We start from the raw sequence: 14,667 nt of genomic DNA on the forward strand, positions 1-14,667 counted from the left end.
CCCGGCGACCGGACAGCGCCTTGACAACCCGGCGACCGGACGGCGCCCTGGCGACACGGCGACCGGACGCCGCTACGACACGGTGACGGTGACCGGACGGCCATGGCTGCGCTGCGACCGGACGCCCTCGGCACCTCAGCGGTGGGACGCCCTCGCCGCATCGGCGGTCGGACGGCCTCGGCGCCGAAGCGGCCGGGACGGACTCCGCGGCTCAGCGGCCCGGGCCGACACGGGCTTGGCCGGCCGGTGCCGGCCACAGGCCGACGATGGCGTCGGCGAGTCCGGTGGCGACCTCGCTCCAGCCGGCCCGCGGGGGGAGGGCGCGGCGGTCCTCGCCTTCCTGCCGGCCTCGTTCCTCCCCCGGCACCGCCCGGCCGGCCCGGTTCCGGTTCCGGCCGCCGCCGAGGCGTCGGCCGAGGCGGTCGCCCGAGGCCGCTCGGGCGCGGCCCGGAGCGCGGGCCCGTTCAGGGGAACCGGGGGTGAAAGGCGCGTGAGGGCGGCGGTGCCGGTCGAGACCTTCTGCCGTGACCGCCGTGCCCCTGCCCCTCGTCGCTCCGATGCTGGCCACCCCCGGCCGCCTGCCGCCCGCCGCCCAGGACGCGCGGTGGGCGTACGAGACCAAGCAGGACGGCCAGCGGGTGATGGTCTATCTGCCCGGCGACGGCACTGTCCTCCTCCGCGCCCGCTCCGGTGAGGTGATCACCGCGGCGTATCCCGAACTCCGGCCGCTGGGCGCAGCCCTGGGCACCACGCCCGCCGTGCTGGACGGCGAGGTGCTCGCCCTGGACGAGCAGGGCCGGGCCGACTTCCAGCTGCTGCAGAGCCGGATGGGATTGGCGCACGCCCCCGCGCGGGCGGCGCGCCGGGCCGCCCGGGTGCCGGTGCACCTGGTGCTGTTCGACGTGCCGTACCTGACGGAGCCGCTGGTACGGCTGCCGTACGTGCGGCGGCGGGCCCGGCTGGAGGAGCTGGGCCTGGCCGGGCCGTACTGGTCGACGCCGGGCGCCGTGACGGGACACGGCGCCGAGGCGCTGCGCGCCACCCGGGAGCACGGCCTGGAGGGCCTGGTGTGCAAGCGGCTGGACTCGGTGTACGAGCCCGGCGTCCGCTCCCGCGCCTGGATCAAGATCCGGAACATGCGCGCCGAGGACGTGATCGTCGGCGGCTGGCTGCCCGGCAAGGGCCGGCTGACCGGCCTGCCGGGAGCGGTGCTGGTCGGCCAGCGTGACGCGGACGGCCGGCTGCGCTACGTCGGCGGGGTCGGCACCGGCTGGAGCGAGGCGGAACGCGTCCGGTTGGCGGAACTGCTCCGGGACGCGGCGAGCGAAAGCTGCCCCTTCGTCCCGGCGCCGCGGATCGCGGAGGCACGCTGGGTGCTGCCCCGCCTGGTGGGCGAGGTCAGCTACAGCACCCGGACCCGCAACGGCATGCTCCGCCAGCCGTCCTGGCTCCGCCTGCGCCCGGACCTCACCCCCGAGGAGTCGGCGGCGGACCTGCCGCGGGACACCGGCCCCTGACACCGAATCAGCCCCACCCGACGAAACCACCACACGACGCCGGCCCCGGGCCGGCGTGGCCTTCATACCGAGGCTCGTCGACGGCCCACCCCCGGATCGGGAACCGAGACGCTGTCGTAGCGCCGCCGCGATCGCGCGAGGTGGCGGGGGACGGCTTCACGTCTCCGGCAGTGTCTCCGGCAGGCCCAGTGCCGCGGCGACGTGGCGCCAGATCGCGGTGAGGGCCCGGTCCAGGGTGACGGTGGGATCGCGGAGCATCAGGCGGATGCCGTAGCCGTCGCTGAGGGACAGCACCAGGGTGCTGAGGTCGTCCACGTCGGTCGGGGTGAACTCGCCCGACTCGATGCCGCGGCGCACCGCGCCGGCCACCCAGGCGTGCAGCTGGGCGTACAGGTCGACGGCGAAGGCGCGGGTCGTCTCGTCGCGCAGGGCCCGGGCCCACAGTTCCTGCCACAGCCGCCAGTCCTGGTGCAGTTCGGGATCGGTCGGCAGGAGGTTGCGCAGGATGCGGGCGAGGACGACCGCCGCGGGCGCGGTGTCCACGTCGCGTTCGGCGTCCAGGGCGGTGTGGGCGAAGGAGTGGGTCATCGCCTCGGTGAACAGCTTCTCGCGCGTGTCGAAGTGGTAGTGCAGCAGCGCCGTCGACACCCCGGCCCGCTCCGCCACCATGCGCATCCGGATCTTCTCGAAACCGGCCTCGGCGATCACCTCGCACGCCGCGGTCAGGATGCGCTCGCGCGTCTCGGCCGTGCTGCGCACCTTGGTCGGCACCCTGCGGCTCCCCTCGTCCGGTGTTCGTACGCCGTGACCATTTTCCCTCACGACCGCTCCGCCGGTACGGCCGTCTCGTTCCGCGGCCGCGCCGGGTAGGTGTGGAAGCCGCGTCCGGACTTCCGTCCCAGCAGGCCCGCCTCCACCATGCGGGACAGCAGGGGCGGCGGCGCGTAGAGCGGCTCGCGGAACTCGGCGTACAGCGACTCGGCGATGGCCCGCGTGGTGTCGAGGCCGATCAGGTCGGTCAGGGCGAGCGGGCCGAGCGGGTGGGCGCAGCCCAGGACCATGCCCCGGTCGATGTCCTCGGCGCTCGCACTGCCGGCCTCCACCATGCGGATGGCGGCCAGCAGGTAGGGGACGAGCAGCGCGTTGACGACGAATCCGGCCCGGTCCCGGGTGCGTACGACCTCCTTGCCGAGCCTGCCCGTCACGAAGGTCTCGGCCCGCGTCAGGGTGTCGGCCGAGGTGAGCAGGGAGGGGACGAGTTCGACCAGGGTCAGTACCGGTACGGGGTTGAAGAAGTGCACGCCCACGACGTGTTCCGGGCGGCCGGTCGCGGCGGCGAGCCGGATCACCGGTATGGAGGAGGTGTTGGTCGCCAGGAGGGCGTGGCCGTCGGTGAGGACGGAGTCCAGGCGGGTGAAGACGTCGGTCTTGAGGCGTTCGTCCTCCGCCACGGCCTCGACCACCAGGTCGCGGTCGTGCAGCGCTTCCAGTTGGTCGGTCACCGTGATCAGGCCCGCGGCGGCCGCGCGTCCCTCCGCCGTGAGCCGGCCGCGCGCGGCGGCCCGGTCGAGCGAGCGGTCGATGCGGAGGCGGCCCGCGCGGGCCGCCTCCGCGTCGCGTTCCACCACGGTGACCGGCAGGCCGGCCCGCGCACAGACCTCCGCGATGCCCGCACCCATCAGGCCGCAGCCGACGACTCCGACGCGTTCGATGTCGGTCATCCGAGCTTCCCTTCGATCCGTGTCGGCCGGTGTGTCAGGCGGTGGGCAGGTCCAGGACGCCGGTGCCGCGGCGGACGAGTTCGTTGGCGATGATCAGCCGCTGGATCTCGGAGGTGCCCTCCCAGATGCGGTCCACGCGCAGCTCCCGGTAGAGCCGCTCGACGGCGTACGAGCGGTCGTAGCCACGGCCGCCGTGGATCTGGAGGCACCGGTCGATCACCCGGCCCGAGGCCTCGCTCGCCGAGAGTTTGGCGATGGCCGCCTTGGCGTGCAGCCGCTTGCGGTCCTCGGCCGAGGCACGGTCGATCTCCCAGGCGACCTGGTGGGTGTAGGCGCGGTTGACGGCGATGTCGACGGCGCTGTCGGCGAGCATGCCCTGGATCAGCTGGTACGAGGCGATGGGCGACCCGAACTGCTCGCGCTCCACGGCCCAGTCACGGGACAGCTCCAGGGCCCGCTCGGCCGCGCCGGTGGTGCGGGCGGCGATCATCAGGCGCTCCTCGGTGAACCAGGAGCGGGTGATGTCGTAGCCCGCGCCGATGCCGCCGAGCACGGCGTCCTCGTCCACCTGGACGTCGGTGAAGGTGAACTCTGGGTGCTCGTAGACGAAGGTGTGCATGAAGCGCGGCACGCGGGTCATCTCGATGCCGGGCGTGTCCTTGTCCACCAGGAACAGGGTCGGGGCGCGCTCGGGGCCCGCCGCGGCGAGGACGATCATGAAGTCGGCGTGGTCGCCGACGGTCACGAACCACTTCTCGCCGTTCAGGACCCAGCCCCGGTCGTTCCTGGTGGCGGTGGTGGCGAGGTTCTGCGGGTCCGAGCCGGCGCCGGGCTCGGTCACGGCGTAGCAGTCCCGCCGCTCGCCCCGGATCACCGGGACCAGGAACCGCTCGCGCTGCTCGGGCGTGCAGAACCGCAGGGCGTTGGCGGGCCGCCACACCATGTCCCACAGGGCCCCGGTGAGGCGCCCCAGTTCCTCCTGCACGGTGACCTGTTCGGCGATGGTGAGGCCGGCGCCGCCCCACTCGGCCGGCATGTTGACGGCCTGGAGCCCCGCGTCGAGGACGGCGTCCCGGATCTTGGCGTGGGCGTCGGCGGGCAGGCCGTTGTTCTCCTCGCACTCCAGCTCGTAGGCGGCGATGAGGTCGGTGAGGGCACGCGCGTCGGCCTTGAGCTGTACCTGGCGCGGGGTGAGACGGAAGTCCATGGAAGTCCTCGCTGTGAAGGTGATGGGGTGCGACGGGGCTCGGAAGCGGTCAGGGCGTGGGCAGGGCCAGGGCGCTGGTGCCGCGCTTGATCAGCTCGTTGGCGATGATCAGCCGCTGGATCTCGGAGGTGCCCTCCCAGATCCGGTCGACGCGCAGTTCGCGGTACATGCGCTCGACGGCGTAGGAACGGTCGTAGCCGCGCCCGCCGAAGATCTGCAGGCAGCGGTCGGCGACCCGGCCGGCCGCCTCGCTGGCGGCGAGCTTGGCGGTGGAGGCCTTGGCGTGCAGGGTCTTGCGGTCGGTGCCGGGCTGGTCGGCCTCCCAGGCGACCTGGTGGGTGTAGGCGCGGTTGACGGCGATGTCCACGGCGCAGTCGGCGAGCATCCCCTGGATCAGCTGGTACGAGGCGATCGGCGACCCGAACTGCTCCCGTTCGACGGCCCAGTCCCGGGCCAGTTGCAGGGCCCGCTCGGCCGCGCCGACCGTGCGTGCCGCGATCATCAGGCGTTCGTCGGTGAACCACTCCTTGGTCAGCTCGTAGCCCTTGCCGACGCCGCCGAGCACGTCCTCGTCGGCGACGAAGACGTCGGTGAAGGTGAACTCGGGGTGCCCGTTGACCGCGGAGTGCATGAAGCGGGGCAGCCGGGTCATCTCCACGCCGGGCGCGGCCTTGTCGACGAAGAACAGCGTGGCCAGCCGCTCGGGACCGGCGTCCGCCTGCACCAGCAGGAAGTCGGCGACGTCGCCGCAGGTGACGAACCACTTCTCGCCGTTGAGGAGCCAGCCGCCGTCGGTCCGGGTGGCGGTGGAGGTACCGGAGGACGGGTCGGATCCGGCGCCGGGCTCGGTGACGGCGAACGCATCGAACTTCTCGGCCCGGATCACGGGCAGCAGGTACTTCTCGCGCTGCCGTTCGTCGCCGTAGGCGAGGACGTTGGCGGGCCGCCAGGGGATGTCCCACAGGCAGTTGGTGACCTTGCCGAACTCCTCCTCGACGATGACCTGGTCGAGCAGGCTCAGTCCGGCGCCGCCCCACTCGGCGGGCATGTTGATGGCGTAGACGCCGGCGTCCATGGCGGCCCGGGTCAGCTCGGTGACGAGCTCCTGCGGCAGCGGGCCGCCGGCCTGCTCGGACTGGTCCTCGTACCGCATCAGCAGCCGGGCGTACTCGGCGGCACGGCGCTTGAGGTCGGCCTGTTCGGGGGTGTAGCGCAGGTCCATGGGTGCCTCTTGTTTCCGGGAGACGGGGTGCGGGGGCGGGTGGCCCGGGCCGGTGGGTCCGGACCGCTGGTCCGGCCGGGGGCGCGGTCCGGTCAGGCGAGTACGGCGCGGGAGTCCAGGGCGAGGACCCCCTGGGGCCGTACGAGGAGGGGGTTGACCTCGATCTCGGCGATCTCGGGGTGCTCGGCGGCGAACGTGGTGATCGTCTCGACGGCGGCCGCGGCGGCGGCGACGTCGACGGCCGGTTTGCCGCGTACGCCGTCCAGCAGGGCGGCGGTGCGCAGGCCGCGCAGCAGCGACTCGGCGCGGCCGGCGGGCACGGGTGCCAGGGAGAAGGCGACGTCGCGCAGCGCCTCGGCCAGGACTCCGCCGAGGCCGACCATGGCCACCGGTCCGAAGCGCGGGTCGCGGTTGACGCCGACGATCAGTTCGATGCCGCCGGACAGGTCCGCCATGGCCTCGACCGAGTAGGCGGGCGCGCCGAGCCGGGCGTGCATCTCCCGGAACGCGGCGAGGAGTTCGCCGGGGCCGGCCAGGTTCAGGGCGACACCGCCCGCGTCCGACTTGTGCAGCAGGTGCAGGGCCTTGAGCACGTAGGGTCCCGTGAACTCGGCCGCAGCGGCAAGGAGTTCGCTCTCGTCGTGGATCTCCCGGGCAGCGGGGAAGGCGAGTCCGGCCGCTTCGAGGGCCTTGCGGGTCTGAAGGTAGCCGGTCTCCCGGATCGGTGCGGCGGGCGCGGGCAGGGGGGTGACCCCGGTGTGCGCCGTCCCGGGTGCCGTGGCGAGGAGCGCGCGGGCGGCGTCCTCGGTGGCGGCGAAGACCGGGACGCCCGCCGCGGCGAGGGTGCGGCAGCTGGGCGACTCGGGATACATCGACTGCACCACGAGCGGCTTGGCGGTGGCCCGGTGCCGTGCCGCGATGAGCCGGGCGGCCTCCCGCTCGCCGTCCGCGAGCGCCGTACCACCACCGCCGATTCCGCCTTCGGCCGCCGCGTAGCCGCCGAAGTACCCGGTCATCAGGACGGCGTCGGTGTCCTCGGCCGCCAGCAGCGCGGCGACGGTCGTCGCGTACGAGCCGGGGTCCTGCTCGCCCATGCCGGCCAGGTCGACCGGGTTGGCGACGGCGGACTGCTCCCACAGGGCCTCGCGCAGGTGCTGCCGGGTCGGCTCGGCGAGTTCGGGCACGGTCAGGCCGGCCGTCTCGACGGAGTCGGCCGCGATGACGCCGTGACCGCCGCCGTCCGTGAGGACCGCGACCCTGCGGCCCGCCGCGCGTCGCGCGCCGTCCAACGCGGCGAGGACGACCGTGAGTTCGCGTGGTGTGGCGACGAGTTCCACGCCCGCGTCGCGGCAGGCCGCGCTCACGACGTCGGCGGAGGTGGTGAGCGCCCCGGTGTGCGACTGGGCGCTGCGCGCGGAGGCGTCGCCGCGCCCGGCGGTCAGGAGCACCACCGGCTTGCCCGCCTCGGCGGCAGCCTCGGCGAAGGCGCGCCCGTCGCCGAAGTCCTCCGCGTAGACGGCGATCGCCCGGGTGCCCTCATGCCGGGCGCAGTCGGCGAGCAGGTCGACGAGGGTGACGTCGGCCTGGTTGCCGAGCGAGACGAAGCGGGAGAAGCCGAGGCCGTGCGGGTGAAAGCGGAGCTGGAGTTCGAGGGCGAGGTTGCCGCTCTGGCTGAGCAGGGCGACTCCGCCGGGGGTGAAGGAGTCGGAGGCCAGGAAGAGATCGGTGGTGTTGTCGGCGATGCCGAGGCAGTTGGGGCCGACCATGACGGCTCCGGCGGCGCGCACGCGTTCGGCGACGGCCTGCTGGCGGGCCCGGCCGGCGGCGCCGGTCTCGGCGAAGCCGGCGGTGATGGCGACGATCGCCCGGGCCCCGCACCGCAGGGCCTCGTCGACGGCGTCCTCGAAGCCGGCGGCGGGCACCGAGACCACGGCGAGGTCGACCGGTTCGCCGAGCGCGGTCAGGCTGGGTGCCGCGGTGCGGCCGAGGACCGTGCCGGCGCGCCGGTTGACCAGGTGGACGGGGCGGCGCCCGTCCGCGCGAAGGGCCTGGGCGGCGATGGCGTGGCCGTACTTGGCGGGGTCGTCGCTGGCTCCGACGACCGCGACGGAAACCGGGTCGAAGAGGGCGGAAAGGTCGCGTCCCATCTCACTTCACCAGCCGCAGCGCGGAGTTGGGGCAGACGGCGACGGCCGCCGCGGCGGCCTCCTCGCCGCCCTCGGGCACGGTGGTCTCGCGCAGCTGCGCGTAACCCCACTCGTCGAGGTCGATCAGCTCGGGCGCGGGATCCTGGCACAGGCCGTAGCCCTGGCAGCGGGTGGCGTCCAGCAGCAGTTTCATGACGCGGTCCTTTCGATGCGGCGGCGGGGGCGGTGAGGGTGATGCCGACCAGGCGGAGGGCGGGGCAGAGGGCGGGCCGCGTACGGGGCGGGACGGGGCCGGGACGCGGTGAGGGGATGCGGGAGGGGACGTTCGGGGTGGGGCCGGGCCCGGACTCGGGTGAGGCGGCAGGCGGGGGCGGGTCAGGGCGTGCGGAGCGTCACGGGCCGGGGCGTCGGCCCCTTCGCGGGCGGCGCACGAGACAGCGTTCAGTCCGGGACACCGGTCAGGGCACCGGTACGGTGAACCGGCGTCCGTCCTCGGGCGCCGGACCCGAGCAGGCGGTGCACACGGCGTGGCGGTGGCCGTCGACACGGTCGGGGAAGTGAGCGAGCAGAGTGCCGACGACCCGGGCGGCGGCGTCGAGCAGCCCGCAGGCCCCGCGCCCGGGCAGCCCACGCGACCAGCGGTGCAGCTGGCCGGAGGCGTCGGCGTCCGCCGTGCCGCGGGCGACGGCCGTGAGGGTGCCGGCCAGGGCCCTGGTGCCGGAGACACACACCCCGCACTGCCGGGCGCTCTGCGCGGCGAGGTAGGCGGCGGCCTCGGTGGCCACGGCGACGGGACAGTCCTCGGGGTGCAGGAAGTGCAGCGCCCCGCAGCCGAGGGCGCCGCCGGCCTCGGCCAGCCGGTCGTGGTCGAGGGGCAGGTCCGCCCAGCCGGCTCCGTGCAGGCCGCCGAACAGGCCGCCCAGCAGCACGGAGTCCGCCCTGCCGTGGCCGCACAGGTCGGCGAGAGCCTTCAGATGGGTACCGGCGGGCACCTCGGCCAGCGCCGCCCCGCCGGCCACCGGCCCGCCGGTGGCCGGTCCCTCGCGGCCCGTGCCGGACAGTGTCACCAGATGAGCCCCGGCGACGGCTTCCGCCGACTCGGGACGCGCGTGCATCAGCGCGATCCGGGCCAGCGTCTCGACGTTGGCGACGAGGGTGGGCGCGCCTTGGACACCGCTCTCGAAGGGGCGCGGCGGTTTCGCCGTGGGCAGCGCGGGGCCGCCGTCGATGCGCCGTACGACCGCGGTCTCCTCTCCCGCGACGTAGGTGTGTTCCGTCCGTACGACGTCGACGTGCAGGCCGGTGGGACGCTCGGCGAGGGCCCGTCGCACGGCCCGCTCGGCGGGGGCGTCGGAGAGGTAGACGAAGCCGTGGCCGGCGCCGGTCACGGCCGCGGCCAGCCGCATCCCGTCCAGGACCACGTGCGGCCGGTGCCGCAGCAGCCAGCGGTCCTTCACGGAGCCCGGCTCGCCCTCCTCGCCGTTGGCGACGACGGCCGGCCGGCCCGGGGCGTCCCGTACGGCGGCCAGCTTGACCGCGGCAGGGAAGCCGGCCCCGCCCCGGCCGCGCAGACCCGCGGCGGAGATGCGGTCGAGCAGCCGGCCCGGCTCCGGCAGGGCGGCGTATCCGCCCGCGGCGAGGTACCGGGGCAGGTCCTCGCCCCCGCCGGACAGCCAGGCGCCGGACAGCAGCGGGTCGAGAAGGCCGGGCTGTCCTTCGGGGAGAAGGGAGAAGACGCCGGTCATGCGGTGCTCCTGCGCTCGGAGGGGCCAGCGGGGTTGAAGGGGAGGGAGGGGGCGGGGCCGCCGCCTGAGGGGTCGCCGGGGGCGGGATCAGGGCCGGTGAGACCTGTGCGGTCCGCTGCCCTCAGGTGTGCCAGGGCGCGTTCCAGGTCCCGCCGCTGGACGGTGGTCCGGGCGTAGCCGGCCCCGGGCAGGCCGATCAGCATGCGGTGGTGGTCGAGGACCACCTCACCGGCCACCAGCGCCGGGCGCGGATCGCCGGCCGCCGGCCCCGCCGCGGCGGCCACGACCAGGTCGGTGATCTCGCCCAGGTAGCGCAGCCAGCCGCGCTGGGTACCGCGCAGCACCAGCCGCTCGACGCGACGCCGTTCGGCGGCGACGAGACCGGGCGGCGGGGGATCGTCCGTGGGGGCCCGCAGGGCGGCCACGGCCGCGGGCAGCTCCTGTTCGGGCTCGGGGGTGAGGCCGAGCCAGACCAGACTTCGGCGAGCGCTCATGCGTGCCTCCGGGGGCGCACGTCCCGGTCGTCTTCCGGGAACGGGGTGGCGCGGCGACGGGGTGAGGGGGTGCTCCGGTGCTCGCGGGGAGGCGGGAGCGGGGCGGCGCACAGGGGCCGCGGCATCACGGGACGCGCCCGGGCAGCCCACTGCTGGAGCCGACGCGTCCGACCTGTCAACGACACTAACTAACTAATTAGTCAGCCCACAAGTCTTGACTTGCCCACGGGGTGGTCTCACTCTGACTAACCAATTAGTCAGCCGGGACGAGGCAACTCCTTCCCTGAGAGCCGCCGTCCCGCCCGCAGCCTCACCGCCCATCGCCGCCGCCGCGGCGCGGAGGAGGACTCCATGCACCCCTCGACCACCCGGGCAGACACCCCGCCGGCCGCCCCGTCGCAGCCGCCTCCCGAGGACCCCGGGGAAGCGCTGCCCGCGCGCTACTACACCGATCCGGCCCTCGCCGAGGCCGAGACCGAACGCATCTTCGCGAAGTCCTGGCAGCTCGCCTGCCACGAATCCGATCTCCCCGCACCGGGCGCACGCCTGACCGCCACGGTCGCCGGGCGGGAGGTCCTGGTCGTCCGGACCGAGGACGGTGGCCTCGCCGCCCATCTCAACGTCTGCCGCCACCGCGGCACCCGCCTGGTCACCGAGCCCGAACCGTCGGGCAAGGCGATCCGCTGCCCGTACCACGGCTGGACCTACAAGCTGGACGGACGGCTCGTCGGCGCGCCCGAGGCCCGCCGGATCCCCTGCCTGGACAAGCCCCGGCTCGGACTGCACCCGGTCAACGTCGAGTCCTTCCTCGGCTTCGTCTTCGTCAACCTCGACCTGGAGGCGACCCCCCTCGCCGAGTCGTGCAAGGGACTCGCGGAGGCCGTCGGCCGGTACGCCGGGGCGGACCTCGTCCCCGTCGGCAGGCACCGCATCCACGATCTGGCCGGCGGCGAGGAGCAGAAGGCCAACTGGAAGGTGATCGTCGACAACTATCTGGAGGGCTACCACGTCCCCGTGGCCCACCCGGCGCTGATGCGGCTGCTGGACTACCAGGCGTACACGGTGGACGTGCAGGAGAACTACGTCCTGTTCGAGTCGCCCCTGCGCGACAAACCGTCCTCGAACTGGACCGAGCGGCTCTACCAGCGCCTCGCCAGTCCGATGCCGGGGCTGGCCGAGGCCGACCGGCGGGTGTGGCGGTACGCCGTGATCTATCCGAACACGCTCATCGACTTCTACCCTGACCACGTGCTCGCGTGGACCGCCCTGCCCACCGCCCAGGACCGGGCGGCGATCCCCGGCGCCTTCTACACGAAGCACGGCGAGAGCGTCCGCACACGGCTGGCCCGCCGGCTCAACATCCACATCGGCTGGGTGACCAACGACGAGGACGCCGAGCTGGTGGAGCGCGTCCAGGCCGGTCTGACCACGCCCGGCTTCGAGCCGGGTCCGCTCTCCCGCCGCGAGGCCGCCGTCGGCTGGTTCGCCCACCGGGTCCGGGACGACCTGGACGGGCACGCCCGGTGACGCCCGCCGGACCGCGCCGGCTGCGCGCCGTGTGCCCGCCGTCGGGCTTACCCCTCCCCCGCTGACCGCGTTCGCACTCTCCCCAGACCGGTCTTCGCCGCGGAGTCAGGGCCCGTGGCGAGCCGACCAGCCGGTCCGCCCTGGACCTGTGCCGTTCCTCGACGGAGAGGACGCTTCATGTCCCCCGCCCCACCCACCCCACCGACCCGCCGCGCCCTTCTGCGCGCCGGCGCCTGCGGCCTGCTGGGCGCCGCGGCCGCCGGCTGCGGGTTCATGCCCGCGCGGAAACCCGACGCGCGGGCGCTCGCCCCCGTCCGCCCCCGCGTCGACGGCGACCTCGTCTACTTCAACTGGGCCGACTACGTCGACCCGTCCGTCTTCAAGGGCTTCGAGAAGGAGTACGGCGTCGAGGTCGTCCAGTCGAACTTCGACTCGATGGAGGGCATGGTCGCCAAGCTCAACGCCGGCAACCGTTACGACATCGTCTTCCCGACCGCCAAATGGGCCCAGCGCCTGGTCCGCGGCGGCCGGCTGCGCCGGATCGACCACTCCTACCTCGCCAACAGCCAGGCCATATTCGGCCGTTACGGCTACTTCGCCGACCCCTGGTACGACCCGGGCTCCGCGCACACCGTCCCGTTCACCGCGTACAAGACGGGCATCGGCTGGCGGCGGGACAGGATCGGTGAACTGACCGGCTCCTGGAAGGACCTGTGGAGCGACAAGGCCCGCGGGAAGGTCTTCCTGCTCGACGACCGGGACGAGGTCCTCGGCATGGGCGCCCTGGAACTCGGCCTCGACGTCAGCACCGGCGACACCCACGACCTCGACCGCATCACCTCACTGCTGGGCACCCTGCGCCCGCGGCTGCGCGGCTTCTCCAGCGACAGTTACAACAACCTCCTCAACGGCAACGCGGTCATCACCCAGGCCTGGAGCGGCGACATGGCCGCCATGCTCAACCAGGCCGACGACCCCTCCGTCTTCGGCTTCCAGGCACCGAAGGAGGGCACGCCGATCAACTCCGACTGCTACGCCATCCCCTGGAACGCCCCGCATCCCGGCACCGCGATGCTCTTCATCGACTACATGCTCCGGCCGGAGAACGTGAAGAAGAACATCGAGTACATCGGCTACCCGATGCCGGTGGCCGGCACCGAGAAGACCTACGCCGACCTCGTCCGGCCCTTCCCCGCATGCGTCGTCACCCAGGACGACCTCAAGGCGGACCTGTTCTTCCGCAACGGCGGCCGCGCGGCGGAGGACGCCCGCGACACCGCCTGGACCCATGTGAAGGCGGGCTGAGCCATGGCACTGCTCCGCCCCTCCTCCCGCTCGCGGCGCCGCAAGGCCGACAGCCGCGGCAACCGCATGTGGGTCTGGTTCATGCTGCCCGGCACCCTCTGGATGACCGGGTTCCTGATCGCCTCGCTGATCCTCGTCGCGGTCCTCGCCGTCGGCACCACCGACGAACTCGGCAACCCGCGCTTCGGCTTCGACCTCGCCGGCGTACGGGCCCTCGCCGACCCCGCCTACACCGAGGTCATGCTCCGCTCCCTCGGCTACGCCCTGCTGACCTGCCTGATCTGCCTGCTGATCGCCTACCCGGTGGCCTACACGATCGCCCTGTACGGCGGCCGCTACAAGAACGCGCTGATCGCCGCGATCGTGGTGCCGTTCTTCGCCAACTACCTGGTCCGCATGTACGGCTGGTCGGTGGTCCTCTCCGACGACGGACCCGTGCTGCGCGCCCTGCGCGCGACCGGTCTGGCCGACGGCGACACGAAGATCCTCAACACCGGCGTCGGCGTGATCGCCGGACTCGTCTACGGCTTCGTGGTCTTCATGATCATCCCGCTGTACGCGGCCCTGGAACGGCTGGACGTCTCCCTCATCGAGGCCGGCCGCGACCTGTACGGCGGCCCGGTGCGGACCTTCCTCTTCGTCACCCTGCCCGCCACCCGGCAGGGCGCGGCCGCCGGGCTGGTCCTGGTGTTCCTGCCCGCGATGGGCGACTTCGTCAGCGCACAGCTCATGGGAGGACCGGACCAGATCATGATCGGCAACCTCATCCAGGACAAGTTCTTCCAGGGCCAGAACTGGCCGCTCGGCTCGGCGCTCACCATGCTCCTGATGCTGGTGCTGCTGCTCGGGATGTTCGGCTACCTGCGGCGCACCCGCAAGGACGAGGCGGAGGCCCGCCGATGACCCTGGTGAAAACGTCTCCGGCGGCCGCCCCCGCCCGGACCGCCCCGAAGCCCCGCTCGCGGCGCGGCCGCGCCGAACGCAGGCCGCGCGTCCTCCTCGCCGTCACCGGCCTGTTCTTCGCGCTGCTCTACCTGCCCATCGCCGTCGTCGCCCTGTTCTCCTTCAACTCCCGGAAGTCCCTGACCGTCTTCGGCGGTTTCAGCCTGCGCTGGTACCGCGCCTTCGCCCACGACGACGTGCTCCTGTCGTCGCTCGGCACCAGTCTGCGCATCTCCCTGGTGGCGATGGCCGGTTCGGTGGTCCTGGGCGTGGCCCTGGCGCTCGGCCTGGTGCGCTGCCGCACCCGGCTCGGCTCGCTCGCCGGTCTCGTCATGCTCGTGCCGCTGATCACGCCGGAGATCGTCACCGGTGTCGCGTCGATGCTGCTGTTCAAGGGGCTGGGCGTGGCCCTGTCCACGACCACGGTCATGCTCTCGGAGATCACCTTCTCCATCTCCTACGTCACCGTCGTCCTGCGTTCCCGGGTCGCGGCACTGAACCCCGAGGTGGAGGAGGCCGCGATGGACCTCGGCGCCACCCGCTGGCAGGCGGTCCGCCTGGTCACCCTGCCGGCCCTGCTGCCCGCCGTGCTCGCCAGCGCCGTACTGATCTTCGCGCTGGTCTTCGACGACTTCGTGCTCGCCTACTTCACCACCGGAGTGGACCCCCAGCCGCTGTCGGTGCGGATCTACTCCGCGATCCGTTTCGGGGTGCAGCCCACCATCAACGCCGTCGGCACGCTGATGCTCGCCGGCTCCGTCTGCCTGATCGCCCTGGCGCTGTTCATCCCGCGCCTCTTCGGCCGCCGCGGCGGCCTCGACATCCTCTCCGGAGAGTGAC

13 protein-coding genes are annotated in these 14,667 nt (G+C 73.4%); 5 read left to right on the plus strand and 8 right to left on the minus strand.

The window, feature by feature from the left end:
• Window positions 1-557: 557 nt before the first annotated feature.
• Window positions 558-1,517 carry an ATP-dependent DNA ligase gene (locus tag FHS34_RS32555; protein WP_221509780.1) on the plus strand — a complete coding sequence of 320 codons (960 nt, stop codon included), beginning with the start codon at window positions 558-560 and terminating at the stop codon, window positions 1,515-1,517.
• Window positions 1,518-1,673: 156 nt separating this feature from the next.
• On the opposite strand, the gene FHS34_RS32560 is transcribed toward FHS34_RS32555, so the two are convergent.
• The 8 genes from FHS34_RS32560 to FHS34_RS32595 form a co-directional block, all read right to left on the minus strand.
• On the minus strand, window positions 1,674-2,288 hold the full coding sequence (locus tag FHS34_RS32560; protein ID WP_225817663.1) for a TetR/AcrR family transcriptional regulator: 615 nt from the start codon (window positions 2,286-2,288) through the stop codon (window positions 1,674-1,676).
• 47 nt (window positions 2,289-2,335) lie between these two features.
• Window positions 2,336-3,238 (minus strand): 3-hydroxybutyryl-CoA dehydrogenase, encoded by a 903-nt coding sequence (locus FHS34_RS32565; protein ID WP_184972160.1) that lies wholly within the window; start codon window positions 3,236-3,238, stop codon window positions 2,336-2,338.
• 34 nt (window positions 3,239-3,272) lie between these two features.
• Window positions 3,273-4,445, minus strand: a complete 1,173-nt coding sequence (locus FHS34_RS32570; RefSeq protein WP_184972162.1) for an acyl-CoA dehydrogenase family protein — start codon at window positions 4,443-4,445, stop codon at window positions 3,273-3,275.
• Window positions 4,446-4,494: 49 nt separating this feature from the next.
• Window positions 4,495-5,667, minus strand: coding sequence for an acyl-CoA dehydrogenase family protein (locus tag FHS34_RS32575; protein ID WP_184972164.1), 1,173 nt, complete (start codon window positions 5,665-5,667; stop codon window positions 4,495-4,497).
• 92 nt (window positions 5,668-5,759) lie between these two features.
• Window positions 5,760-7,814, minus strand: a complete 2,055-nt coding sequence (locus FHS34_RS32580; protein WP_184972166.1) for an acetate--CoA ligase family protein — start codon at window positions 7,812-7,814, stop codon at window positions 5,760-5,762.
• Window position 7,815: 1 nt separating this feature from the next.
• The gene (locus tag FHS34_RS32585) at window positions 7,816-8,007 is read right to left on the minus strand and encodes a ferredoxin (RefSeq protein ID WP_184972167.1); all 192 of its coding nucleotides are present in this window, start codon (window positions 8,005-8,007) and stop codon (window positions 7,816-7,818) included.
• A 265-nt stretch (window positions 8,008-8,272) separates the two neighbouring features.
• Window positions 8,273-9,559, minus strand: coding sequence for an NADH-ubiquinone oxidoreductase-F iron-sulfur binding region domain-containing protein (locus FHS34_RS32590; protein WP_184972169.1), 1,287 nt, complete (start codon window positions 9,557-9,559; stop codon window positions 8,273-8,275).
• On the minus strand, window positions 9,556-10,053 hold the full coding sequence (locus FHS34_RS32595; RefSeq protein WP_184972171.1) for a hypothetical protein: 498 nt from the start codon (window positions 10,051-10,053) through the stop codon (window positions 9,556-9,558). The genes FHS34_RS32590 and FHS34_RS32595 overlap by 4 nt, the downstream gene beginning before the upstream one ends.
• Before the next feature lie 351 nt (window positions 10,054-10,404).
• On the opposite strand from FHS34_RS32595, the gene FHS34_RS32600 reads away from it, so the two are divergent.
• The 4 genes from FHS34_RS32600 (at window position 10,405) to FHS34_RS32615 (ending at window position 14,666) form a co-directional block, all read left to right on the plus strand.
• On the plus strand, window positions 10,405-11,580 hold the full coding sequence (locus FHS34_RS32600; RefSeq protein ID WP_184972173.1) for an aromatic ring-hydroxylating oxygenase subunit alpha: 1,176 nt from the start codon (window positions 10,405-10,407) through the stop codon (window positions 11,578-11,580).
• A gap of 177 nt (window positions 11,581-11,757) precedes the next feature.
• Window positions 11,758-12,885: a polyamine ABC transporter substrate-binding protein gene (locus FHS34_RS32605; protein ID WP_184972175.1), complete on the plus strand. Its 1,128-nt coding sequence runs from the start codon at window positions 11,758-11,760 to the stop codon at window positions 12,883-12,885.
• A gap of 3 nt (window positions 12,886-12,888) precedes the next feature.
• The gene (locus FHS34_RS32610; protein WP_184972177.1) at window positions 12,889-13,788 is read left to right on the plus strand and encodes an ABC transporter permease; all 900 of its coding nucleotides are present in this window, start codon (window positions 12,889-12,891) and stop codon (window positions 13,786-13,788) included.
• Window positions 13,785-14,666 (plus strand): ABC transporter permease, encoded by an 882-nt coding sequence (locus FHS34_RS32615; RefSeq protein ID WP_184972178.1) that lies wholly within the window; start codon window positions 13,785-13,787, stop codon window positions 14,664-14,666. The genes FHS34_RS32610 and FHS34_RS32615 overlap by 4 nt, the downstream gene beginning before the upstream one ends.
• Window position 14,667: the final 1 nt, after the last annotated feature.

The organism is Streptomyces echinatus, from assembly GCF_014203595.1.
In the GTDB taxonomy this organism is placed as follows: Bacteria; Actinomycetota; Actinomycetes; order Streptomycetales; family Streptomycetaceae; genus Streptomyces; species Streptomyces echinatus.